This is a genomic window from Rhizobium fabae (genome assembly GCF_003985135.1).
Classification (GTDB): domain Bacteria; phylum Pseudomonadota; class Alphaproteobacteria; order Rhizobiales; family Rhizobiaceae; genus Rhizobium; species Rhizobium pisi.
Genome location: NZ_ML133661.1, coordinates 1 through 23,878, shown reverse-complemented (window position 1 = coordinate 23,878; position 23,878 = coordinate 1). Strand labels below are relative to the sequence as shown.

The 23,878-nt window shown below is 61.4% G+C and carries 25 protein-coding genes; 10 read left to right on the top strand and 15 right to left on the bottom strand.

The window, feature by feature from the left end; translation table 11 throughout:
* Positions 1 to 40 precede the first annotated feature (40 nt).
* A complete protein-coding gene (locus EFB14_RS28250; protein WP_208661913.1) occupies positions 41 to 778 on the bottom strand; it encodes a response regulator transcription factor in 738 nt (245 codons plus the stop codon).
* A 338-nt stretch (positions 779 to 1,116) separates the two neighbouring features.
* Between EFB14_RS28250 and EFB14_RS28245 the strand changes: the two genes are divergently transcribed.
* From EFB14_RS28245 to EFB14_RS28235, 3 genes are all read left to right on the top strand, one after another.
* Complete coding sequence (locus EFB14_RS28245; protein WP_126829818.1) at positions 1,117 to 2,727, top strand: phosphoenolpyruvate carboxykinase; 1,611 nt, start codon at positions 1,117 to 1,119, stop codon at positions 2,725 to 2,727.
* Positions 2,728 to 2,834: 107 nt separating this feature from the next.
* The gene (gene arfB, locus EFB14_RS28240) at positions 2,835 to 3,269 is read left to right on the top strand and encodes an alternative ribosome rescue aminoacyl-tRNA hydrolase ArfB (RefSeq protein ID WP_126829816.1); all 435 of its coding nucleotides are present in this window, start codon (positions 2,835 to 2,837) and stop codon (positions 3,267 to 3,269) included.
* 1 nt (position 3,270) lies between these two features.
* Complete coding sequence (locus tag EFB14_RS28235) at positions 3,271 to 3,888, top strand: alpha-ketoglutarate-dependent dioxygenase AlkB family protein (RefSeq protein WP_126829814.1); 618 nt, start codon at positions 3,271 to 3,273, stop codon at positions 3,886 to 3,888.
* Positions 3,889 to 3,909: 21 nt separating this feature from the next.
* On the opposite strand, the gene coaA is transcribed toward EFB14_RS28235, so the two are convergent.
* From coaA to hisB, 9 genes are read right to left on the bottom strand one after another with little or no spacing between them, the layout of a single operon-like run.
* A complete protein-coding gene (coaA, locus tag EFB14_RS28230; RefSeq protein WP_126829812.1) occupies positions 3,910 to 4,905 on the bottom strand; it encodes a type I pantothenate kinase in 996 nt (331 codons plus the stop codon).
* Entirely contained in the window at positions 4,902 to 5,225 is a 324-nt protein-coding gene (locus EFB14_RS28225) for a phosphoribosyl-ATP diphosphatase (RefSeq protein ID WP_126829810.1), read from the bottom strand. The genes coaA and EFB14_RS28225 overlap by 4 nt, the downstream gene beginning before the upstream one ends.
* A gap of 17 nt (positions 5,226 to 5,242) precedes the next feature.
* Complete coding sequence (gene hisF / locus EFB14_RS28220; RefSeq protein WP_126829808.1) at positions 5,243 to 6,031, bottom strand: imidazole glycerol phosphate synthase subunit HisF; 789 nt, start codon at positions 6,029 to 6,031, stop codon at positions 5,243 to 5,245.
* The gene (hisA, locus tag EFB14_RS28215) at positions 6,032 to 6,778 is read right to left on the bottom strand and encodes a 1-(5-phosphoribosyl)-5-[(5-phosphoribosylamino)methylideneamino]imidazole-4-carboxamide isomerase (RefSeq protein WP_126829806.1); all 747 of its coding nucleotides are present in this window, start codon (positions 6,776 to 6,778) and stop codon (positions 6,032 to 6,034) included. It lies immediately after the preceding gene.
* Between the two features lie 6 nt (positions 6,779 to 6,784).
* Complete coding sequence (locus tag EFB14_RS28210) at positions 6,785 to 7,342, bottom strand: hypothetical protein (protein WP_126829804.1); 558 nt, start codon at positions 7,340 to 7,342, stop codon at positions 6,785 to 6,787.
* Positions 7,339 to 7,521, bottom strand: a complete 183-nt coding sequence (locus EFB14_RS28205; protein ID WP_126829802.1) for a hypothetical protein — start codon at positions 7,519 to 7,521, stop codon at positions 7,339 to 7,341. The genes EFB14_RS28210 and EFB14_RS28205 overlap by 4 nt, the downstream gene beginning before the upstream one ends.
* Before the next feature lie 52 nt (positions 7,522 to 7,573).
* Positions 7,574 to 8,224: an imidazole glycerol phosphate synthase subunit HisH gene (gene hisH / locus EFB14_RS28200; protein ID WP_126829800.1), complete on the bottom strand. Its 651-nt coding sequence runs from the start codon at positions 8,222 to 8,224 to the stop codon at positions 7,574 to 7,576.
* Positions 8,225 to 8,226: 2 nt separating this feature from the next.
* Complete coding sequence (locus EFB14_RS28195; protein ID WP_126829798.1) at positions 8,227 to 8,712, bottom strand: DUF2628 domain-containing protein; 486 nt, start codon at positions 8,710 to 8,712, stop codon at positions 8,227 to 8,229.
* 22 nt (positions 8,713 to 8,734) lie between these two features.
* Complete coding sequence (hisB, locus tag EFB14_RS28190) at positions 8,735 to 9,343, bottom strand: imidazoleglycerol-phosphate dehydratase HisB (RefSeq protein ID WP_003583306.1); 609 nt, start codon at positions 9,341 to 9,343, stop codon at positions 8,735 to 8,737.
* A 177-nt stretch (positions 9,344 to 9,520) separates the two neighbouring features.
* On the opposite strand from hisB, the gene hslV reads away from it, so the two are divergent.
* The 6 genes from hslV (at position 9,521) to EFB14_RS28160 (ending at position 16,705) form a co-directional block, all read left to right on the top strand.
* Complete coding sequence (gene hslV, locus EFB14_RS28185) at positions 9,521 to 10,048, top strand: ATP-dependent protease subunit HslV (protein WP_126829797.1); 528 nt, start codon at positions 9,521 to 9,523, stop codon at positions 10,046 to 10,048.
* Positions 10,035 to 10,547 carry a GNAT family N-acetyltransferase gene (locus EFB14_RS28180; RefSeq protein WP_126829795.1) on the top strand — a complete coding sequence of 171 codons (513 nt, stop codon included), beginning with the start codon at positions 10,035 to 10,037 and terminating at the stop codon, positions 10,545 to 10,547. Before hslV ends, EFB14_RS28180 begins: the two co-directional genes overlap by 14 nt.
* Complete coding sequence (hslU, locus tag EFB14_RS28175) at positions 10,544 to 11,851, top strand: ATP-dependent protease ATPase subunit HslU (RefSeq protein WP_125849612.1); 1,308 nt, start codon at positions 10,544 to 10,546, stop codon at positions 11,849 to 11,851. Before EFB14_RS28180 ends, hslU begins: the two co-directional genes overlap by 4 nt.
* Before the next feature lie 188 nt (positions 11,852 to 12,039).
* Complete coding sequence (locus EFB14_RS28170; protein ID WP_126829794.1) at positions 12,040 to 12,987, top strand: DUF1402 family protein; 948 nt, start codon at positions 12,040 to 12,042, stop codon at positions 12,985 to 12,987.
* 48 nt (positions 12,988 to 13,035) lie between these two features.
* Positions 13,036 to 14,448 (top strand): cytochrome P450, encoded by a 1,413-nt coding sequence (locus tag EFB14_RS28165; RefSeq protein WP_125849739.1) that lies wholly within the window; start codon positions 13,036 to 13,038, stop codon positions 14,446 to 14,448.
* A gap of 85 nt (positions 14,449 to 14,533) precedes the next feature.
* Positions 14,534 to 16,705: a malate synthase G gene (locus EFB14_RS28160; protein WP_126829792.1), complete on the top strand. Its 2,172-nt coding sequence runs from the start codon at positions 14,534 to 14,536 to the stop codon at positions 16,703 to 16,705.
* Between the two features lie 69 nt (positions 16,706 to 16,774).
* Here the strand turns inward: EFB14_RS28160 and EFB14_RS28155 are convergent, their stop codons facing one another.
* Complete coding sequence (locus tag EFB14_RS28155) at positions 16,775 to 17,458, bottom strand: L,D-transpeptidase (RefSeq protein WP_125849606.1); 684 nt, start codon at positions 17,456 to 17,458, stop codon at positions 16,775 to 16,777.
* A gap of 179 nt (positions 17,459 to 17,637) precedes the next feature.
* Between EFB14_RS28155 and EFB14_RS28150 the strand changes: the two genes are divergently transcribed.
* A complete protein-coding gene (locus EFB14_RS28150) occupies positions 17,638 to 18,132 on the top strand; it encodes an MmcB family DNA repair protein (RefSeq protein WP_126829790.1) in 495 nt (164 codons plus the stop codon).
* Between the two features lie 15 nt (positions 18,133 to 18,147).
* Here EFB14_RS28150 and EFB14_RS28145 read toward each other — a convergent pair whose 3' ends face one another.
* The 4 genes from EFB14_RS28145 to lhpI form a co-directional block, all read right to left on the bottom strand.
* A complete protein-coding gene (locus EFB14_RS28145; protein ID WP_126829788.1) occupies positions 18,148 to 18,726 on the bottom strand; it encodes an ActR/PrrA/RegA family redox response regulator transcription factor in 579 nt (192 codons plus the stop codon).
* A gap of 66 nt (positions 18,727 to 18,792) precedes the next feature.
* A complete protein-coding gene (locus tag EFB14_RS28140) occupies positions 18,793 to 20,103 on the bottom strand; it encodes an ActS/PrrB/RegB family redox-sensitive histidine kinase (RefSeq protein ID WP_126829786.1) in 1,311 nt (436 codons plus the stop codon).
* A 24-nt stretch (positions 20,104 to 20,127) separates the two neighbouring features.
* Positions 20,128 to 22,593 carry an ATP-dependent helicase HrpB gene (gene hrpB / locus EFB14_RS28135; RefSeq protein ID WP_126829784.1) on the bottom strand — a complete coding sequence of 822 codons (2,466 nt, stop codon included), beginning with the start codon at positions 22,591 to 22,593 and terminating at the stop codon, positions 20,128 to 20,130.
* Positions 22,590 to 23,537, bottom strand: coding sequence for a bifunctional Delta(1)-pyrroline-2-carboxylate/Delta(1)-piperideine-2-carboxylate reductase (lhpI, locus tag EFB14_RS28130; RefSeq protein ID WP_126829782.1), 948 nt, complete (start codon positions 23,535 to 23,537; stop codon positions 22,590 to 22,592). The genes hrpB and lhpI overlap by 4 nt, the downstream gene beginning before the upstream one ends.
* Positions 23,538 to 23,878 lie beyond the last annotated feature (341 nt).

Genomic DNA, 23,878 nt, shown 5'->3' with positions numbered 1-23,878 from the left:
GCCCGCAACCCTCAATCGTCTCTTGCCGCGCCGTAAGGCATCAGGCTGCTTCGCGGAAGCGGTATCCCACTCCGTAGAGCGTTTCAATCATATCAAAATCGGTATCGACCATCTTGAATTTCTTGCGAAGCCGCTTGATGTGGCTGTCGATGGTCCGGTCGTCGACATAGACTTGTTCGTCATAGGCCGCATCCATCAACGCGTCACGGCTCTTGACGACGCCGGGGCGCTGCGCCAGCGAATGCAGAATCAGGAATTCCGTCACCGTCAGCGTCACGGCCTCACCCTTCCATGTGCAGGTGTGGCGTTCCTGGTCCATAACCAGCTGCCCGCGTTCCAGCGATCGCGCCTGCTGCACCGCGCCGGCTTTCGGCGTGCCGGCAGGGCTGGTGCCGCCGGCGGCTGCGGCTTCGCGGCTCGAGGCGCGGCGCAGGACCGCGCGCACGCGCTCCACCAGCAGACGCTGCGAGAAAGGCTTGGTGATGAAATCGTCCGCACCCATCTTCAGGCCGAAGAGCTCGTCGATCTCCTCATCCTTGGAGGTGAGGAAGATGACCGGGATATCCGATTTCTGCCGCAGGCGGCGCAAGAGTTCCATGCCGTCCATGCGCGGCATCTTGATATCAAAGATCGCAAGCTGCGGCGGTCGCGCCAGAAGGCCGTCGAGCGCCGAGGCTCCGTCCGTATAGGTTTCGACCTTGTATCCTTCGGCCTCCAGCGCGATCGACACCGAGGTGAGGATGTTGCGGTCGTCATCAACGAGCGCGATTGTCGGCATGGTGTTGGTCTCCGTCATCAGTGCGCAATCTCCCGGATTTTGGTCGTCCCCAGGCGGTCTCAGTGACCGGATGCGCTTATGGAGGATAAAGGTGGAACAAATTGTGGCAAAGATAAAGGGGAGGATTGTTGTTAAATTCGACCGCAATCTGAAGATGTGCGGGAAAATGTTTCAACGCGATCTTTCAAACGATTTAAAAAGAACGCGATAAATTTAAATCGATTAATTATTTGATATTACTAGATTTTCTCAATTTTGGTCTCTTGTGTTTTAAAATTTCTCCCCGTATTTTCGCGCTTAGTGTTAACGGCAATGCGCCTGAGCAAAGGGAACTAGCCATGGAAAAGTTCGGAGTTCATAACCCGGCAACGGAGCTGAAAACGGTTGGATTGGGCGGCGCAGCCAGCGTTCGCTATAACTTTTCCGCCGCAGCACTCTATGAGGAATCGATCCGCCGGGGTGAAGCCGAACTGACCGCTCAGGGTGCGCTCCGGGCCATCACCGGCCAGCACACGGGCCGTTCGCCGCGCGACAAGTTCGTCGTTCGCGACGCGAATACCGATGGCGAAGTCTGGTGGGACAACAACAAGCCGCTCTCGCCGGAGCATTTTGCCCTGCTGCGCGACGACATGCTGGCGCATGCCGCGGGCAAGGACCTTTTCGTCCAGGATCTCGTCGGCGGTGCCGAGGAAGGCCACGCCCTGCCGACCCGCGTCGTAACCGAGTTTGCCTGGCACTCGCTGTTCATCCGCAATCTGCTCATCCGCCCCGATGCTGCGGCGCTTCCCGCTTTCGTGCCGAAGCTGACGATCATCGATCTGCCGAGCTTCAAGGCCGATCCCGAGCGCCACGGCTGCCGGTCGGAAACGGTGATCGCCTGCGACCTCACCAACGGCCTCGTCCTCATCGGCGGCACCTCCTATGCCGGCGAAATGAAGAAGTCGGTCTTCACCGTGCTCAATTACCTGCTGCCGGCCAAGGGCGTGATGCCGATGCATTGCTCGGCCAATGTCGGCCCGGAGGGCGATTCGGCTGTCTTCTTCGGCCTTTCCGGCACGGGCAAGACGACGCTTTCGGCCGATCCAGCCCGTACGCTGATCGGCGATGACGAGCACGGCTGGAGCGAAAACGGCATCTTCAACTTCGAAGGCGGCTGCTACGCCAAGACCATTCGTCTCTCGGCCGAAGCCGAGCCGGAAATCTATGCGACGACGCAGCGCTTCGGCACCGTGCTCGAAAACGTCGTGCTGAACGAACGTCGCGAGCCGGATTTCGACGACGGATCGCTGACCGAGAACACCCGCTGCGCCTACCCGATGGATTTCATCCCGAACGCCTCGGAAACGGGCCGGGCCGGCCATCCGAAGACGATCATCATGCTGACCGCCGATGCCTTCGGCGTCATGCCGCCGATCGCGCGTTTGACGCCCGATCAGGCGATGTATCACTTCCTTTCCGGCTACACCGCCAAGGTGGCCGGTACCGAAAAGGGTGTCGTCGAGCCGGAAGCGACCTTCTCCACCTGCTTCGGCGCGCCATTCATGCCGCGCCACCCGGCCGAATACGGCAACCTGCTCAAGGATCTGATCGGCCGCCACGGCGTCGAATGCTGGCTCGTCAATACCGGCTGGACCGGCGGCGCCTACGGCACCGGCAAGCGCATGCCGATCAAGGCGACGCGCGCCCTTCTGGCCGCCGCCCTGAGCGGCGAGCTCGGCCAGGTCGAATTCCGTGCGGATCCGAATTTCGGCTTCGCCGTGCCGGTCTCCGTCAACGGCGTCGACGGCGGCATTCTCGATCCGCGCTCGACCTGGGCCGACAAGGCGGCCTATGACGCGCAGGCCGAAAAGCTGGTCTCGATGTTCATTGCCAACTTCGCCAAGTTCGAGGGTCATGTCGATGGCGGCGTCCGCGACGCGGCTCCCGGCGTGAAGGTCGCAGCCGAATAACAGGAAAAATCCCTGACTCACGTGAAACCCGGCATCGCAGGATTGCCGGGTTTTCGCTTTGACGACCGATATTTTCAATTCATTGCCGATATGAGATAGAACGCCGCATGGCCAGCGACGCGCTCTACATCGATGACAGGATTACCATCGCGGGATGGGAGCTGACGGAACAGTTCGTTCTGGCGGGCGGTCCCGGCGGGCAAAACGTCAACAAGGTCTCAACCGCAGTCCAGCTGTTCTACAACATTGCGAATTCGCCCTCCCTCAATGAGCGCGTCAAGGCCAATGCGATCAAACTCGCCGGCCGACGTTTGTCGAAGGAGGGCGTGCTGATGATCGAGGCGAGCCGCTTTCGCAGTCAGGACCGCAACCGCGAGGATGCGCGCGAGCGGCTGAAGGAACTGATTCTGGAGGCCGCCAAGCCGCCACCGCCGCCGCGCAAGAAGACCAAGCCGACCAAGGGCTCGGTCGAGCGCCGCCTGAAGGAAAAATCCGGCCGCTCGGAAGTCAAGAAAATGCGCGGCCGCCCCGGCGGCGATTGATATGCCTGAGCTCCTGAACGGCATCCGCCATCTCCCCGGCTATCTCGATCGCGCCCGCCAGGAAGCCCTGGTCGAGGCGATCCGCGCGGTCGTCGCCGAAGCGCCGCTCTATGTGCCTGCCATGCCGGGCACCGGCAAGCCGATGTCCGTGCGGATGACCAATTGCGGGCCGCTCGGCTGGGTGACGGACAAGGAGCGCGGCTATCGGTATCAGTCGACGCATCCGGCAACCGGCAGGCCTTGGCCTGATATGCCGCAGCAGCTGCTCGACATCTGGAACGATGTGTCAGGCTACGACAAGCCACCCGAGGCCTGCCTCGTCAATTTCTACTCCGACGACGCCCGCATGGGCCTGCATCAGGACAAGGACGAGCAGGATCTTCAGGCGCCTGTCGTCTCGGTCTCGCTCGGCAACAGCTGCCTCTTCCGCATCGGCGGTCTCAATCGCAATGATAGCACGCTATCCGTCAAGCTTTCGAGCGGCGATCTGGTCGTGCTGGGCGGCGAGGGGAGGCTTTGTTTCCATGGCGTCGACCGCATCCATCCGGCGACCTCGACGCTGCTGAAAAATGGCGGCCGCATCAATCTCACGCTGCGCCGCGTCAGTCCTTCGGTCTGATATCCGGAATATGATCGCCTGCTATAGTTTTCGCAGCGCGACCTGCTCGATCAGATGATCCTTGCCCTTTTTCAGGATCAGATCGGCGCGCGGCCGCGTCGGCAGGATGTTCTGGCGCAGGTTTTTCAGGTTGATGTTCGTCCAGAGATCCTCGGCGATTTCAAGCGCCTCCGCGTCGGTGATCGAGGCGTAGCGATGGAAATAGGAGTTCGGATCGCGGAAGGCGGTCTCCCGCAGACGCATGAAGCGCGTGACGTACCAGTTGTGGATCTGGTTTTCCGCGGCATCGATATAGATCGAGAAGTCGAAGAAGTCGGACACCATCGGCACGATCTTGCCGTCGGCCGGCAGGTCGCGCGATTGCAGCACGTTGATGCCTTCGAAGATCAGAATGTCGGGCCGGTCGACGATCTTGTACTCGTCGGGCAGCACATCATAGACGAGATGCGAATAACTGGGCGCCTTCACATCCGGCCGCCCGGCCTTGATCGCCGAGAGGAAGCGCAAAATGGCGCCGGTGTCGTAGCTTTCCGGGAAACCCTTGCGCTGCATCAGTTTTTTTCGCTGCAGCTCGGTGTTCGGATAAAGGAAGCCGTCGGTGGTGATGAGATCGACCTTTGGGCTGGAAGGCCAGCGTCCCAGGAGCTCCTTGAGGATACGCGCCGTGGTCGATTTTCCCACCGCGACCGAACCGGCGATACCGATGACGAAAGGGGTCTTCGTCACATCGGACAGGCTGAGAAAGCGGTTGCGCTGCTCGAACAGCATCTGCGAGGATTCGACATGCGCCGAAAGCAGCCGCGACAGCGAGAGATAGATGCGCCTGACTTCCTTGAGATCGATCGGGTCGCCCATCGAGCGCAGTCGGTTGACTTCGTCGCCGGTCAGCGTCAGCGGCGTATCGGCCCGGAATTTCGCCCATTGTTCGGAGGAGAAGAAATGGTAGGGCGAATAGGATTCCGACTGGAAGTGATCCAACGTTTCCGGCACCCCGATAATCTCAGTCGCGATACTCATGAACTCTGCCGGCTGGCCTTTTCCTTGAGGCCGGACTGCGCGGTTCTGCGCTCAAGTTCGGCCATAACATTCTCTACCGGTATTTCAGCAATCTTCAATACGACCAAAAGATGATAGAGCACATCGGCGGCTTCATAGGTCAGATTGTCGCGGTCGCCTGTTACCGCCGCCATCACGGCTTCGATCGCCTCTTCACCGAGCTTCTTTGCCGCTTTCGGCTGGCCGGCGGCCACGAGCTTGGCCGTCCAGGACTCATCCGGCGAGGCTTTCGATCGCTCTGCGACGATCCTTTCGAGATCGGAAAGGGAAAATCCACTCATATGTCCGCTTTCAAGGTTCAGTCGAGACGCATGTCGATGCCGCACTTCGACATATAGTGTTTCGCCTCGCCGACGGAATAGGTTCCAAAATGGAAGATCGAGGCGGCGAGCACCGCATTGGCGTGGCCTTCCTTCACGCCGGCGACGAGATCGTCGAGATCGCCGACGCCGCCGGAGGCGATGACCGGCACCCGCACCGCATCGGCGATCGCCCGCGTCAGTTCCAGATCATAGCCGACCTTGGTGCCGTCACGGTCCATCGAGGTGACCAGCAGTTCGCCGGCACCACGCGCCACCATCTTCTGGGCAAATTCGATGGCGTCGATGCCGGTCGCGTTGCGGCCGCCATGCGTATAGATTTCCCAGGCGCTGAGATTGTCGCCGCCGACCGCCTGCGTGCGCCTGCGCTTGGCATCGATCGAGACGACGATGCACTGGTCGCCGAACTTATCGGCCGCCTCGGTGACGAAATCGGGATTGCTGACGGCTGCCGAATTGATCGAGACCTTGTCGGCGCCGCATAGCAGAAGCTTGCGGATATCGGCGATGGTTCGCACCCCGCCGCCGACCGTCAGCGGCATGAAGCACTGGTCCGCCGTACGCGACACGACATCGAAGATCGTCTCGCGATTGTCCGACGAGGCGGTGATGTCGAGGAAGCAGAGTTCGTCGGCGCCGGCCGCATCATAGGCCTTCGCCGCTTCGACGGGATCGCCGGCATCGACGAGATTGAGGAAATTGACGCCCTTGACGACGCGGCCGTCCTTGACGTCGAGGCAGGGGATCACACGGGCTTTGAGCGTCATTTACGCGGTCTCCTTTGCCCTGCTGGCCTTGATCAGCGCCAGCGCTTCCGCCGGATCGATCCGGCCGTCGTAAAGCGCACGACCTGAAATAGCCCCTTCAAGCTTCTGCGCATCGGGCTGCAGCATGCGCTTGATATCGTCGATGGAGGCAAGGCCGCCCGAGGCGATGACCGGAATGGAGACGGCATCGGCAAGCTCGAGCGTCGACGTCCAGTTGATGCCGGTCAGGATGCCGTCGCGGTCGATATCGGTGTAGATGATTGCGGCGACGCCGGCGCCCTCGAATTTCCTGGCAAGCTCGATGATGCCGAGTTCGGACGCCTCTGCCCAACCCTCGACGGCCACCTTGCCGCCCTTGGCATCGATACCGACGGCGACATGGCCTGGAAATTTCCGACAGGCCTCGATGACCAGATCAGGATTTCTGACCGCGACGGTGCCGAGAATGACGCGCCGCAGTCCGCGCGACAGCCAGGCTTCGATATGATAGAGCGTGCGGATGCCGCCGCCGAGCTGCACGGGATTCTTCGTCGCCTTCAGGATCGCTTCGACGGCATCGCCATTGGCCGAATGTCCCGCAAAGGCGCCGTCGAGATCGACCACGTGCAGCCATTCGAAACCCTGGTCTTCGAAGGATTTCGCCTGGGCGGCCGGATCGGTGTTGTAGACCGTCGCCTGCTGCATATCACCGAGCTTCAGGCGGACGCATTGGCCGCCCTTCAGATCGATCGCGGGAAAAAGGATCATGTCGTCTTACGTCCGTAGAGTGGTCGGTACCATCAGCGCATTCCACGCATCTACGATATCCGAGCGGAAAAAGACAGCGGCAATGGTGGCCGCGCCGAAAAGCAGAAGAAGCAGCAGGGTGACGGTAAAGCCGGCGCGGACCTGGCGCCAAAAGCCGAGGCGCTTCTTCATCGACTTCTCGATCTCGCGCACCCGGCGAAGCGCATCGCTGTTGACGGCGGCAAGCCGGATCTCGGGCTCCATCGCCTCCACATAGGTCTCGGCATAGCTCGAAAGAATCTGCGAGGCGCGGTCGCGCAGCGTGTTGCGCAGATCGGTCGAGAGATAATTGCTATTGACGGCAGCAAGCTCGGCCTCGTTGGGCGAACGGCCGGCATTGCGTTTGCGATGGCTGAGGACGAAATCGCGCTTTTGCCTCTCGTAGAGTGCATAGGCAAGCAGACCGATCAGATCGTCCTCGCCTTCGATATAGAATTCCAGCACGGCCTCGGCGATATCGCCGGCGCTGATGCCGCTGGCGCGCAGCTGGGAATTCTCGTTGCCGGCAAGGAATTCATGGATCATCGGTCCAGCCTTTCTTTCAATGCCTTGGCTGCATTGGAAAGCGCTTTTTTATGGATGGTTTCGTCGACACGGCGAATGATCGTTCCGTCGGGAAGCCGGATGTCAGAGAAGGGAGGCAGGCCCTCGCGGGATGGCCGCAGCGTATAGAACATCTTGCCTGATTTCCGTGAAGCCGGCATCGAGCGCACTCCTGTTCCGCCATTTCCATAAAGGGAAAATAAGGCGGCGGTATTACGGATTCCAGCGCAGGAAATTGGCGATCAACGCCAGGCCAAGCTTCTGGCTCTTTTCCGGATGAAACTGTGCCCCGGCCATGTTGTCGCGCCCGACGAGGGCGGTCATCGGGCCGCCATAGTCGACGGTCGCGATGACATCGTCGGAATTCTGGGCGGCAAGATGGTAGGAGTGGACAAAATAGGCATGCAGTCCCTGCGGCCCGGTCGGAATACCGTCGAACAGCGGGTGTTCGCGCTTCAGGTCGAGCGTGTTCCAGCCAATCTGCGGGATCTTGAGCGTGGGATCGCTGGGGGTCATCTCGACGACGTCGCCGGGAATCCAGCCGAAACCGTTAGTCACGGTCTTCTCGAGGCCGCGCGAGGACATCAGCTGCATGCCGACGCAGATGCCGAGGAACGGCCGCGCCTTCTTCTCGACGGCCTCGATCAGCACCTCGGCCATATCAGGTACGGCATCGAGGCCGTGGCGGCAGTCGGCATAGGCGCCGACGCCGGGAAGCACGATGCGGTCGGCCGCGGCAACATTCTCCGCCTTGTCGGTGAGATCGATATGCGCGTCGATGCCCGCCTCACGGGCGGCACGCTCGAAAGCCTTGGTCGCCGAGCGCAGGTTGCCGGAACCATAGTCGATAATCGCGACGCGCATCGTCAGCGTCCTCCATCAAAACCGAAAAGACCGAGCGAGGTAGCATGGCCGTGGCGGCCGTCCGGGTGGGATTTGTTCTCCCAGGCCGGCGCCGCTGCGCCGTCACGCTCCGCAATGTTTGCCCTGTCCGAGAAATAGACCTGCTCGGCAATGCCGATCGTATCGGCCGCAATGAGCGCCTCTTCGTTCCAACCCTTGGCGGCAAGGCTGCGGACACGGAAATACTGACCCTCGAGGCCGACCAGTATATTCACGCCCAGCATGATTGCCGCTCCTGCCGGCCAGAGGCCCGGCTCATCCATCAGTGCACCGCCCACTGCCTGCAGCAGAAAAGCTGCGACAGCATGCAGCCATAACCGGTGAACCAGCAGCCATGGCCACGGGAAGAGGAAGCCGAGGAACGTGAAGCCGTCGCGGATGGTTCGCGTCTCGTCAGCAGGCGCATTCGTACCGCCGGGCGGCGTCAGGAAAATATAGCTCGATGTCATTGTCGCCACTCCCTTGAGGGGCTCAGACGAGCGTGCCCTTCGTCGAGGGAACACGGCCCGCCTGTCTCGGATCGATCTCTGTCGCCGTGCGCAATGCGCGGGCAACGGCCTTAAAGCATGTCTCGGCAATATGGTGGTTGTTGGCACCATAGTGGTTGAGAATATGCAAGGTGATGCCGGCATTCTGGGCGAGCGCTTGGAAGAATTCGCGCACGAGCTCGGTATCGAAGGTGCCGATCTTCGGCGCGCTGAAGGCGACGTTCCAGACGAGGAACGGCCGGCCGGAAAGATCGACCGCGGCCTTGGTCATCGTCTCGTCCATGGCAAGATCGATCGAAGCGTAACGCGTGATGCCGCGCCGGTCGCCAAGCGCCTTGGAGATCGCCTGGCCGATCGCGATACCTGTATCCTCGACGGTGTGGTGGTCGTCGATATGCAGGTCGCCCTTGGCCTCGATTTCCATATCGATGAGGGAATGTCGCGAAAGCTGATCGAGCATGTGATCGAAGAAGCCGACGCCCGTCGAAATCTTCGATTTGCCGGTGCCGTCGAGATTGACGGAAACGGAAATCGAGGTCTCGTTGGTCTTGCGGGAAACGCTGCCCGTGCGGCTTGCTGCGGTCTCGGCCATATGGCCCTCCATCGGGAATAAGGCCGTTCCTTATCAGGCGCATGGGGAAATATCCAGAAGCCGGGGAAGAGAAAAGCCGGCCCATTTGCAATCGGCTCCGGCCCACTTACATAGGGTTCAACAAGGCCGGCATGCGGTCTAGAGGAACGGCCCGCGTAATGGGCAGACAGGTGTTTTATGACAACAATCATTACAGTTCGAAAAGGCGGTAAAGTAGTGATGGCGGGTGATGGCCAGGTGAGCCTCGGCCAGACCGTCATGAAGGGCAATGCCCGCAAGGTTCGCCGCATCGGCAAGGGCGAAGTCATCGCCGGTTTCGCCGGCGCTACCGCCGATGCCTTTACCCTGCTCGAAAGGCTGGAAAAGAAGCTGGAGCAATATCCCGGCCAGCTGATGCGCGCGGCCGTCGAGCTCGCCAAGGACTGGCGCACGGACAAGTACCTGCGCAATCTCGAAGCCATGATGCTCGTCGCTGACAAGTCGATCACGCTCGCGATCACCGGCAATGGCGACGTTCTGGAACCGGAACATGGCACGACGGCGATCGGTTCCGGCGGCAATTTTGCCCTCGCGGCCGCCCTCGCACTGATGGATAGCGACAAATCCGCCGAAGAAATCGCCCGCCGCGCCCTCGATATCGCCGCCGACATCTGCGTCTACACGAACCACAATGTTGTGGTGGAATCGCTGGATGCCGAAGGCTGAACCCTATGCCTTCCGGCCACTTGCCGCGGTTGACCTGCCGCTCCTCGCCAAATGGCTGGAGAGCCGGCATGTCAGGCGCTGGTGGGGCAATCCGGCCAAGGCGCTGGCTTCGATGGAAGAGCATATCGATGCGGCGTCCGTCTCGTGCTTCATGGTCGCGCTTGACGGAAAGGACTTCGCCTTTATTCAAGCGGCCGATCTCGACGACGAGGACGATGAAGCGCTCGCCGGTCAGCCGAAGGGCACCTATGGCATCGATCAGTTCATCGGCGTCGAGGAACTCGCGGGCAAGGGTCATGGACCGGCCTTTATGATAGAGTTCTGCAATATGCTCTTTGCAAAGGGCGCGCAGCGGATCCTCGTCGATCCGCATCCGGATAATGCATTCGCAATCAGAGCCTATACCAAGGCGGGCTTTCAAGGACTTGGCGAAACAACGACGAATTACGGCCGGGCGCTGTTGATGGCCCTGGACCGCCAGGAGAATAACACCCAATGACGACTTTTTCCCCCCGCGAGATCGTTTCCGAACTCGACCGCTACATCATCGGCCAGCATGATGCCAAACGCGCCGTCGCGATTGCGCTGCGCAATCGCTGGCGCCGCCAGCAGCTCGACCCGAGCCTGCGCGACGAAGTCATGCCGAAGAATATCTTGATGATCGGCCCGACCGGCGTCGGCAAGACCGAGATCTCCCGCCGTCTGGCAAAGCTCGCCGGCGCACCCTTCATCAAGGTCGAGGCCACCAAGTTCACCGAAGTCGGCTATGTCGGCCGCGATGTCGAGCAGATCATCCGCGACCTCGTCGAAGTGGGCATCGGCCTGGTGCGCGAGAAGAAGCGGGCCGAGGTACAGGCGAAGGCCCATGTGAGCGCCGAGGAACGCGTTCTCGATGCGCTGGTCGGCACGACAGCGTCGCCCGCCACGCGCGAAAGCTTCCGCAAGAAGCTCAGGGACGGCGAACTCGACGACAAGGAAATCGATATCGAGGTGGCCGATGCCGGCTCCGGCATGGGCGGCTTCGAAATTCCAGGCATGCCGGGCGCCAATATCGGCGTGCTGAACCTGTCGGAAATGTTCGGCAAGGCAATGGGCGGCCGCACCAAGAAGGTCCGCACGACGGTCAAGGCCTCCTACACCGATCTGATCCGCGACGAATCCGACAAGCTGATCGACAACGAGGTGATCCAGCGCGAGGCCGTTCGCTCCACCGAGAATGACGGCATAGTCTTCCTCGACGAAATCGACAAGATTGCAGCCCGCGACGGCGGCATGGGCGCCGGCGTTTCGCGCGAAGGCGTCCAGCGTGACCTGCTGCCGCTGGTCGAAGGCACGACGGTTTCGACCAAGTACGGACCGGTCAAGACGGACCATATCCTCTTCATCGCTTCCGGCGCCTTCCACGTCTCCAAGCCCTCGGATCTTCTCCCCGAGCTGCAGGGCCGTCTGCCGATCCGCGTCGAACTGCGTCCGCTGAACAAGGAAGATTTCCGCCGGATCCTGACCGAAACGGAAGCGAGCCTCATCCGCCAGTACCGCGCGCTGATGGAGACGGAAAGCCTGAGCCTCGATTTCACCGACGACGCGATCGACGCGCTCGCCGATGTCGCCGTGCATCTGAACTCCTCCGTCGAAAACATCGGCGCTCGCCGTCTGCAGACGGTGATGGAGCGGGTCCTGGACGATATTTCCTACAACGCGCCGGATCGGGGTGGGACGGCAGTCACGATCGATGCCGCTTATGTGCGCGAACATGTCGGCGATCTCGCCCAGAATACGGATCTCTCGCGCTTCATCCTGTGATATCGGCGCACCGCTTCATGCCTTTCCCGGTATGAATGACGGATTGTGACGAACTCAACCCTCGACAGCGGGCCTTTTACTTTCTAGTGAAGGCCCGTTTTGTTTTCCGCTCCGGCTTTATTCGGCCAAGATTCTGGTCCAGTCAGCCGCATCGCGAACAGGACGATGAACGGACGGGATAGCGGATCGTGCGACGCCTTTTGACAAGCCTTATGATTGCCGTTGCCCTGGTGAATTCGGCGCCCGCTTTCGCAATGCAGACTGTGCCGGCGGGCAACCGTCATGCCGAGCAGCCCGATATCCCCGGCGCTTCTGTCAGGCGTACCAAGGGCACCAAGAGCAGCTTCGATGGGAAATACGAAAAGGTCCACGATCTTCTCGCGTCCGATCACGAGCTGATGGCCAAGATCCGCAAGGTCTCCAGCGCCTACGGCATCAACCCCATCCACGTCATCGGCGCGATCGTCGGCGAACATACCTATAATGTCGACGCCTACGACCGGCTGCAGGCCTATTACGTCAAGGCCGCCTCCTATGCCGGAGAAAGCTTCCGCTTCGCCTATGACGGCGAAAACGTCGACGATTTCGTCGCACGGCCGCAATTCGCTGCGTGCAAGGGCAAGAGTGATTCCTACACGCTCTGGTCCTGCCGGGAAGACATCTGGGAAAGCGATTTCCGTGGCAAGACCGTGGGCGGCGAGAGCTTCCCGAACAACCGCTTCAGCGCGGTCTTCTTCCAGCCCTTCTATGCCGGCCAGACCTTTGGTCTCGGCCAGGTCAACCCGCTGACGGCGCTGATGCTCTCCGATCTCGTCAGCCGCGTGTCGGGCTATCCCAAGCTCAACGAGAAGAATGCCGGCGCGGTCTACAAGGCCATCATGGATCCCGACATCTCGCTTGCCTTCGTCGCGGCCTCGATCCGCACGTCGATCGACGATTATAAGGAGATTGCCGGCATGGATATTTCAGGCAATCCCGGCCTGACGGCGACGCTTTATAATGTCGGCAACTCACGTCAGCGTGCCGCTGCTCTGGCCGCGAAGAACCGCTCTGGCGGCGCGACGGTCTGGCCGGAGGAGAATTATTACGGCTGGCTGATCAACGACAAGCTGGACGAGCTCAAGGGCCTGCTCTAGCTTTAAGCTTGCCGGGAAGACGCCGATCTTCCCCGAAAGGCTTTGATGATGGACATGCGTCCTGATCCCTTCGTTCCGCCGGCACCGTTGCCACGCACAGTGCCGCCGAGCCGGTTGGAAATCATCCGCATCATCCTGCGTAACCCGCTCGAACTCTGGGGCGAGCCGTCCTATACGCTGCCCTGGATCCGCACCAGTTTCTTCGGCCAGCGGACGCTGATCGTCAACGATCCCGGCCTCATCAAGCATGTGCTGGTCGACAACGCCAATAACTACCGCATGTCGGATATTCGCCAACTCGTCCTGCGTCCGATCCTCCGCGACGGTCTTCTGACCGCCGAAGGTCTCGTCTGGAAGAGATCACGCAAGGCGGTGGCGCCTGTTTTCACGCCCCGTCATGCCCAAGGCTTCGCCGGGCAAATGCTGCGCCAGTCCGAAGACTATGCCCGCAAATATGAGAGTGCGGCTGAGGCAGGCGCAATTTTCGATATCAGCACCGATATGACCGAACTGACTTTCGCGATTCTTGCGGAGACCTTGTTCTCCGGTGAAATCGTCACCTCGAGCGGCCATTTCGCCGATGATGTCAATGAACTCCTGCATCGTATGGGTCGCATCGATCCGATGGATCTGATGCGCGCACCGTCCTGGGTTCCACGTGTGACACGCATCGGCGGTCAGAAAGTGCTGGAGAAATTCCGCTCCATCGTGCGCGACACGATGGATATGCGGCTCGCAAAGATGAAGACGAATCGCAGCACCGCACCTCAGGATTTCCTGACACTGCTGCTGGAGCAGACAGGCCCCGACGGGCTGACGAAAGACGAGATCGAAGACAATATTCTGACTTTCATCGGTGCGGGGCATGAGACCACGGCGCGGGCCTTGGCCTGGACGTTGTATTGCGTATCGAACAGTCCGCATATCCGCGAGGCGATGGAACAGGAAATCGACGCGGTGCTCGCCACGGGAGCCGAGCCTGTGGAATGGCTGGATATGATGCCGCAGACGCGCGCCGCCTTCGAGGAGGCTTTGCGCCTCTATCCGCCGGCGCCATCCATCAATCGTGCCGCCATATCGGATGATTCCTGGACGAGCGCCAAGGGCGAACGGGTCGAGATCGAGACCGATGTCACCGTGCTCATCATGCCCTGGACGCTGCATCGCCACGAACGCTACTGGGACAGGCCGCGTGCCTATATGCCCGAACGCTTCCTTCCGGAAAATCGCGGCTCCATCGGACGCTTCCAGTTCCTGCCCTTCGGCGCCGGACCGCGTGTCTGCATCGGTGCGACCTTTGCGCTTCAGGAAGCGGTGATTGCCCTTGCCGTCCTGATGCGCCGCTATCGATTCGATTCCATCGATCAGACGAATCCGTGGCCGGTGCAGAAACTGACGACACAGCCGCAGAATGGACTGCCGATGCGCGTGACGCGGCGCATAATTTCCAGAATGGCATAAATCTTTCTAATTATTGCGGAATTGACTATGAATGAAAGCCGGGCAAAGTGGCAGCATTCAAAGTCGTCGCCAGGGAGAATCTCGCATGAGCCGCATTGATAAGAACGGTCTTGCCATCGAAGCCGTCCTTCACGATTTCCTCGTCAAGGAGGTACTGCCGGGCCTGGCGGTCGATGCGGACAAGTTCTTTGTCGATTTTTCGGCGATCGTCCACGATCTCACCCCGAAAAACCGGGCGCTGCTCGCCAAACGCGACGACCTGCAGGCAAAGATCGACGACTGGTATCGCCGCCATGGCGCCCCGGCGGATATGGACGAATACCAGTCCTTTCTCCGCGAAATCGGCTATCTCCTGCCGGAGGGTTCGGATTTCCAGGTCTCGACGCAAAACGTCGATCCCGAAATCGCCTCGATCGCCGGCCCGCAGCTCGTCGTTCCCGTCATGAATGCCCGCTATGCCCTGAACGCCGCCAATGCCCGCTGGGGTTCGCTCTATGATGCGCTCTACGGCACGGACGCCATTCCCGAGGGCGACGGCGCCGAAAAGGGCAAGGGCTACAATCCGAAGCGCGGCGAGAAGGTCATCGCCTGGGTGCGCGATTTCCTCGACATATCCGTGCCGCTGCAGGATTGGCGCTGGAAGGACGTCGGGAGCTTCACCGTCAAGGATGGGGAGCTCGTGGTCAGATCGATCGACGGCGAGCGGGTAGCGCTCAGGGAGAGCGGGCATTTCGCCGGCTATCGCGGCGATGCCGCCGCTCCCACGCATATTCTTCTGAAGAACAATGGCATTCACATCGACATCGTCATCGATGCGACGACGCCGATCGGCAAGGCCGATTCGGCTCATATCTCCGATGTCTGGCTGGAATCGGCGATCACCACGATCATGGACTGCGAGGATTCGATTGCCGCTGTCGATGGCGAGGACAAGGTCGTCGTTTATCGCAACTGGCTCGGCCTGATGAAGGGCGATCTGCAGGAAGAAGTGGCAAAGGGCGGAACGAGCTTCATTCGCAAGCTCAATCCGGATCTGGACTATACCGGCCCTGACGGTGCCGCCTTCGAGGTGCATTGCCGTTCTCTGATGCTGGTTCGCAATGTCGGCCACCTCATGACCAATCCTTCCATCCTCGATCGCGACGGCAATGAAGTGCCGGAAGGCATCATGGATGCAGTCGTGACCGGCCTGATTGCGCTTTACGATATCGGCCCGGCCGGCCGGAAGAAGAATTCCCGCACCGGCTCCATGTATGTGGTTAAGCCGAAGATGCATGGGCCCGAAGAGGTCGCCTTCGCCGTCGAGATCTTCTCGCGGGTCGAAGATGCGCTCGGCATGGCGCGCAACACCATCAAAATGGGCATCATGGACGAGGAGCGCCGCACGACCGTCAATCTCAAGGAGTGCATCCGCGCCGCCCGCGAGCGCGTCGTCTTCATCAATACCGGTTTCCTCGACCGCACCGGCGACGAGATCCACACCTCGATGGAAGCCGGCCCGATGATTCGCAAGGGCGACATGCGCCAGGCGGCCTGGATTTCAGCCTATGAGAATTGGAACGTCGACATCGGCCTCGAATGCGGCCTCTCCGGCCATGCCCAGATCGGCAAGGGCATGTGGGCAATGCCGGACCTGATGGCGGCGATGCTGGAACAGAAGATCGCCCATCCGAAAGCCGGCGCCAACACGGCCTGGGTGCCGTCGCCGACGGCGGCAACCCTGCATGCCACCCATTATCATCGCGTCAATGTCGCCAGGGTCCAGCAGGGGCTGAAGGATCGCGCCCGTGCCAAACTGTCCGACATCCTATCCGTGCCGGTCGCCGTGCGGCCGAACTGGACGCCGGAGGAGATCCAGCGCGAGCTCGACAACAATAGCCAGGGCATCCTCGGTTATGTCGTTCGCTGGATCGACCAGGGCGTCGGCTGCTCGAAAGTGCCCGACATCAACAATGTCGGCCTGATGGAGGATCGCGCGACGCTGCGCATCTCGGCCCAGCACATGGCGAACTGGCTGCATCACAAGGTTATCACCGAGGCTGAGATCGTCGAGACGATGAAACGCATGGCCGCGGTCGTCGACCGGCAGAACGCATCGGACCCTGCATACCAGCCTATGGCGGACAATTTTGATGATTCGATCGCCTTCCAGGCCGCCCTCGATCTTGTCGTGAAGGGCAGGGAGCAGCCGAACGGCTACACCGAGCCGGTGCTTCACCGCCGCCGCCTCGAACTCAAGGTGAAGCAGTCCGCATGACGGAGAAGACGAAAAGGCCGCCAGGACGATAGTCCGGCGGCCTTTTTTATACCGAATTCGATATCTAGCTTACTGGATGACGATGACCTTGGAGGTCGCCTTGCCCGGACGGACGCGGCTATAGAGGTCGATGACGTCCTGGTTCATCAGGCGAATGCAGCCCGAGGAAGCGGCGGTGCCGATCGAAGCCCATTCCGGCGTGCCGTGCAGGCGGAAGAGCGTGTCCTTGCCGTCCTCGTTGAAGAGATACATGGCGCGTGCGCCGAGCGGATTGCTGAGGCCCGGACCCATGCCGTCTTCGACGTATTTGGCGACATCGGGACGGCGGACAGCCATTTCTTTCGGCGGGTGCCAGGTCGGCCATTCCTGCTTCCAGGCGACGTAGGCGGTGCCGGCCCATGCGAAGCCCTGCTTGCCGACGCCGATGCCGTAGCGCATCGCCTTACCGTTGGCCAGGATGTAATAGAGGAAGCGCTCGCGCGTGTTGACGATGATCGTTCCGGGGCGCTCGGTGGTCTGGTAGCTGACGACTTGGCGGCGGAACTGCGGCTTGACCCTGTCGATCGGGATTGCCGGCAGGGAGTATCCGGCATCCTTCGTCACGCCGTAGGCGTCATTGAAGATCTGCGCAGTCTGGACCGTCGGGCCTGCGCCCTTGTCGTCAACGGATGCACTGTCTGATGTCGTGGAGCAACCGGCCAGGGCGAGCGTCGCCAGCAGGCCAAATACAGGGAAGGCATTGCGGATGCGCATAGATGACTCTTGAAGTTTTGGGGCAAGGAGAACGGTCTTTCGACCATCGTTGATTATGGTTTATTTTCGATTAACTTGCGCTTTGCAAGACTACTGCAGTGCGACAAATCCCTCTGCCGCGCAAATTAGAAGCGCATGGTTTTTTTGCAACAACACGCCAGACCCTACGATGGTTATCCATGACGATTTTGAGCGTTTACAATAACAATCCGTTAATCGATGGCCGGCAATCGGACAGAGCCATGATGGTGCGGCGCGGAACACAGATATTGTTGCATGAAATGCGCCACGCGGTGCTGCCTGAACTGCCGCTTGCGAGCGGCCGCCGTGCCGATCTGATCACTCTTTCGGAAAAGGGCGAGGTCTGGATCATCGAAATCAAGACATCGATCGAGGATTTCAGGGTGGATCGCAAATGGCCGGAATACAGGGCGCATTGCGATCGTCTGTTCTTCGCGACTCACAAGGATGTGCCGCTGGACATCTTTCCCGAGGAATGCGGGCTTTTCCTTTCGGACGGTTATGGCGCCCACATGATTCGCGAGGCGCCGGAACACCGCATGGCCCCTGCCACGCGCAAGTCCGTCACGCTTAATTTCTCGCGGGCCGCCGCCCAGAGGCTCATGATGGCCGAATGGGCGAACGGGAAACCGTTCGATGTGGATGATGTCTGATACTGGCGCGCCAGTTTATTTCGGCGCGCGTTTGGCAAGGATGCGCTGCAGGGTCCGCCGGTGCATGTTGAGCCTGCGCGCCGTTTCGGAGACGTTGCGCTCGCACATTTCATAGACCCGCTGGATATGTTCCCAGCGCACGCGGTCGGCCGACATCGGATTTTCCGGAAGCTCCGCCTTTTCACCCGGGCGCTGCGTCAGCGCCGAGAAGACGTCGTCGGCATCTGCCGGCTTGGCAAGATAGTCAACGGCACCGAGCTTTACGGCCGTTACCGCCGTTGCGATATTACCGTAGCCGGTCAGCACGATGATTCTGGTGTCGTCGCGCCGCTGGCGGATAGCTTCGATGACGTCGAGCCCGTTGCCGTCGCCGAGCCGAAGATCGACCACCGCATATTTTGGTGGCCGGCCCTTCGATTTCGCAACGCCTTCCGCCACTGATTCGGCCGTCTCCACCTGGAAGCCCCGCGTTTCCATCGCCCGCGCCAGCCGGCGCAGGAACGGTCCATCATCATCGACGATCAGCAGGCTGGCATCGGGACCGATATGGTCTTCATCCGACGTGGCGAAATTTTCATGGTTCTGTTCTGTCATCGTCTCGGGTCCTGGCGGCTGAGCGCCGTTCTCGGTCAGCCGCAATTTCTACTTATGCCCATAAGCTCATTTTGTCGAATTTGAGTCGATCAGCATGCGCGGCCATTCGATGCGGATGCGGGCACCGGCACTTTCCGGGTCGCGGTTCTCGAAAATCAGCGATGCGCCCGAGCGTTCCAGCAGCGTCTTGGCGATGAAAAGGCCGAGCCCGAGGCCGCCGGCCGTATCTTCCTTCTGCCGCCGGGTCACGTAGGGTTCGCCGATTCGCGTCAGAATGTCGGGCGCATAACCGTTGCCGTCGTCCTCGATGACGATCAGCACTTTGTCGTGATCGTGCTCGACCGTGACGGTCACTTTCTCCCTGGCATAGTCGACGGCATTTTCAATGAGGTTGCCGAGCCCGTACATGATGCCGGCATTGCGGTCGGTCACCGGCTCGCTCTTGCGCGGGCTCTTTTCGATGAGCTCGAGTGTGATGCCGAATTCGCGGTGCGGCGCGACGATCTCCTCGATCATCGAGGACAGCGGCAGCCGGCGCATATGCGCTTCGCCTTCGGAGGAAAGCGTTGTCAGTCGCCGCAGGATGTCACGGCAGCGTTCGCTCTGGCTGCGCAGCAGCATGACGTCTTCACGAAAACGGTCGTCGTCCTTGAGTTCCCGCTCCATTTCCTTGGCGACGACGCTGATCGTAGCGAGCGGCGTGCCGAGTTCGTGTGCGGCGGCCGCGGCAAGCCCATCGAGCTGCGAAAGGTGCTTTTCCCGCTGCAGCACCAGTTCGGTCGCCGCCAGCGCATCGGCAAGCTGGCTCGCCTCCATCGAGACGCGATAGGCATAGAAGGCCGCAAACGCCATCGTCGAGGCGATCGAACACCAGACGCCGAACTGCATGACATTGTGCACATTGATCTCGACCCCGTCGAACCAGGGCAGCGGGAAGGGCGAAAAGGCAAGCACCGTAATGCAGACCATCGCAAAGCCGATCAGCGCGGTACTGTAGCGGATCGGCTGCGAGGCAAAGGAGATGATGACGGGTACGCAGACGAGTGCAGCGAAGGGATTGGCAAGGCCGCCGGTGATGAAGAGCAGCGCGCAGAGCTGCAGGAGATCGAAGCCAAGCAACGCAAAGGCGGCCGGCGGCTCCAGCCGGTGCGTCGTCGGATAGCGGATCGTCAGATAGAAATTCACCCAGGCAAGGGCGGCAATCAGCGAGGAGCTCGCAACCAGCGGCAAGGGAAATTTCAGCCAGAAGGCAACGATGAACACCGTCAGCGCCTGCCCGCCGACGGCAAGCCAGCGCAATCGCACCAGCGTCTGCAGGCGCAGCTTCCGGCTGTTATGCCGGTCTTCCAGCGTATGGCTTTCCGTCTTGTCGATCATGCCCTGGGGCTCCTTGGATGGCCCTCATGTACCACGCGGTTTCGCACGTGTCGTCGGCAACGCCTCTTCCGGCCGCTCCGGCCAGGGGTGCCGGGGATAGCGTCCGCGCATTTCGGCGCGCACGTCCTTCCACGAGCCGGCCCAGAAGCCCGGCAGGTCGCGCGTCGTCTGAATCGGCCGGTGCGCCGGCGAGGTGAGTTCCAGAAGCAGCGGCAGGCGGCCTCCCGCGATCGCCGGGTGTTGCTTCAGCCCGAACAGCTCCTGCACGCGGATCGTCAGCGCCGGCTCCTCACCTTCATACTGGATCGGATGCCGCTGGCCGGTCGGCGCCTCGAAATGCGTCGGCGCAAGCCGGCTAAGATCGCGCTGCAGGTCGTGCGGGACCAGCGACATCAGCCCGTTCGAAAGCCCGCCCGCAGAAATCTCCGAAAGGCTGCGGGCCTCCGTCTGGAAGGGCGCGAACCAATCGTCCAGCCGGGAAAGCATGGCGGCGTCGCTGACGTCGGGCCAGGGATCGCCGATCGTCCGGTGAAGGAAGCCGATCCGTTCGCGAAGCTGCAGTGCCTCCTTCGAGAAGGCAAGCTGATCGAGCCCGAGCTCGCGTACCCCCTCCATCAGCGCCTGGGTGACGGCGGCTCCGAAAGGGCGCGGCAGGGGCGTCTCCTCGAAGAGGATCGCGCCGAGCCGGGTCGCCCGCCGCGCTCGGACCTGCCGGCTCTGCCGGTCGAAGAATGTCTGGTCCTCGGTTCTGATTTCGCCGGGCAGCTCCGCTTCGATGTCGGCGCGCGTCACCTCGGCGGCGGCCAGAACCCGCCCCTGCGCTGCCCGTCCGGTGAGGTCGGCGATGACAAGCATCTGGCTGCCGGCGAGCCTCTCGGTTTCCGGTAGCTCGGCCCCGCGCCCGTTCGCCATCACGAATCGGCCGCGCCCGCCGCGCTGAAGTGCTACTCTGTCCGGAAATGCATGCAGCAGAAGTTGGCCCGCCAACGCCGGCGCTGCTGAAGGAACTGTGTCGAGGCCGGCGCCCAGCCGCCCCGCCAGGCGTCGCGAGGCATCGGCTCTTTCGCCGCGCTCGGCCTTGAAGCGTCGCAGCCGCTCCTCGATGTCGACGCTCGTTCCGCCGAGCCCCTGTTCGGTCAGGAGCACCGCGATCATCGCCGCATCGCGGGCATGGCCCGATTCGCCTGCTGATACGACCATGGCGGCAAGCCGCGGCGGCAAAGCGAGATCGCGCATCACCTTGCCGCGCGCCGTCAGGGCGCCGTCTCTGTCGAGCGCGCCCAGTTGGCCGAGCAGCGCCCGTGCTTCCCTGAGTGTCGTTTCCGGCGGCTGATCGACGAAGGCAAGGGATGCTGGATCCTGGACGCCCCAATGCGCGAGATCGAGCACCAGCCCGGAAAGATCGCTGGAAAGGATCTGCGGCGGCGTGAAGGCCGGCAGTGCCGCCGTCTGCCCCTGGTGCCACAGCCGGATTGCGATGCCGGGTTCCGTTCGTCCTGCACGGCCGGCTCGCTGATCGGCAGAGGCTCGCGACACCCGCACCGTTTCGAGCCGCGTGATCCCGGTCGACGCTTCGAAGACCGGCAGGCGCTGCAGCCCGCTGTCGATCACGATCCTGATGCCGTCGATGGTGATCGACGTCTCGGCGATCGAGGTGGCAAGCACAATCTTGCGGGTACCCTTCGGTGCCGGCCGGATCGCTGCATCCTGCTCTTTCTGGCTGAGATTGCCGTAAAGGGGTGCAATCAGCGTTTCAGGCCCGAATCGTCCCTGCAGGCGCTCCACGGTCCGCGTGATTTCGGCCTGGCCGGGCAGGAAGGCAAGGATCGAGCCGTCCTCGTCGGCATGCGCATCGATGATCGCCCGTGTGACCGCATCCTCGATGCGCTCGCCGCCCGGCCGGTCCTGGTAACGGATATCGATTGGAAAGCTGCGCCCCAGGCTTTCGATGACAGGAGGGTGATCGAGCAGGGCGGCTACGCGCTCTACGTCGAGCGTTGCTGACATCACGAGAATGCGCAAATCCTCGCGCAGGGCCGACTGGACGTCGAGCGCCAGCGCCAGCCCGAAATCGGCATCCAGCGATCGCTCGTGGAATTCGTCGAAGAGTACCGCCGAGACGCCGGTCAGTTCCGGATCGTCGAGGATCATCCGGGCGAAAACCCCTTCAGTCACCACTTCGACCCGCGTCGCGGCCGATATCCTGTTGTCAAGGCGCATGCGGTAGCCGACCGTCTCGCCGACCTGTTGGCCGAGCAACGACGCCATCCGACTTGCCGCCGCCCGCGCCGCAAGCCGCCGCGGCTCCAGCAGGATGATCTTGCCGTCGCCGCGCCAGGCCTGGTCGAGCAGGGAAAGCGGCACCAGCGTCGTCTTGCCGGCGCCGGGCGGGGCGGAAAGAACGGCGCGCCTCTGCTCGGCCAGCGCCGTGGCGACGGCAGGCAGGACATGGGAAACCGGAAGCTCCGGCAATGATGCACCGATTTTCACTTGCGGCCTGCCACCGTCTCATAGGCAAGGATGGCGGCGGCGAGATCCTCGAGCGCCGCGCCGACCGATTTGAACAGCGTGATTTCCTCGTCATGGCTTCGCCCGCCATGCGCGCCGCTGACGAGTTCCGCAAGCTCTGATTTGATGTCGTTCAGTCGTAACACACCGCTTTTCAGCGGCTGGACGATATCGCCGGCCTCGCTGGTGGCGCCGGCGCGGGTATCGACATGGACCGAAGCGCGGCGGATAGCCTCGTCGTCGCTTTCACGCATGCTTGGCTTGAAGGCGCCGACGAGATCGAGATGGGCGCCGGGCTTCAACCATTCGCCTGATATCAGCGGCTCGCCCGAAAGCGTGGCGCAGGAAATGATATCGGCCGTTCGCGCTGCGGCTTCCCTGTCCGCGGTTGCCTCGGCATCGAGGCCGAACGCTCGTGCTTCGGCTGCGATCTTCTCTGCCGCTTGCTCGTTGCGGCCCCAGATCCTGTATTTCTTGATTGGGCGGGTCGTGCCATGGGCGAGCATCAGGTTGAGCGACAGCCGCCCGGTTCCGCAGACGAGCATTTCTTCCGCATCCGGGCGGGCGAGATAACGGGCTGCCAGCGCCGATGCCGCCGCCGTTCGCCGCGCGGTCAGCTCACCGCCGTCGATCACGGCGAGCATTTCACCAGTTGCGCCGGAGGAAAGAAGATAGGTTCCAGAGATTGCCGGCAGGCTGCGCCGCACATTGCCTGGAAAAACCGAAACCGCCTTCACCCCGGCATAGAGTCCGGGAACCCAGGCCGGCATCAGAAGCAGTGTCGCACTCTCCTCGCCGGGCACGTCCATGTCGTGATGGTGGCGCACCGGCATCACGCATTCGCTCGCGAACATGGCAGCGATCGCCTCGATCAGTTCGGGCCAGGGCAGGGCCGCGCGCGTCTGTTCTTCATCGAGGACAAGCATTTTTCACTCCGCCGGATCGTTCTTTCCCGCCAAACTAGCGAGTGAGGCACGTAAGAGGCAAGCGCCCTGGAATTCCATCTCAGGCTTCCCATATAGCTCTTGTCTCCTTCGCGAAGTCATTCCTGGGGATTCGGCGAAAACGAATCTCAAATATCGCTCGATCGAGCGGCGAATTTGCGCGTTTTTGGAAACGGTTGCTAAAACCCCTTAATTTTCAACCTGTTACAAAAATGTCAAAAAACTTTGTTTTGGTGTGTTGACTGTTTGGGAGGGTTAGTTCTATAAGCCCACTCACTGAACGAGGGCGGCGGCGCTGCTGGCGACGAAGTCTTTCGTTCTAA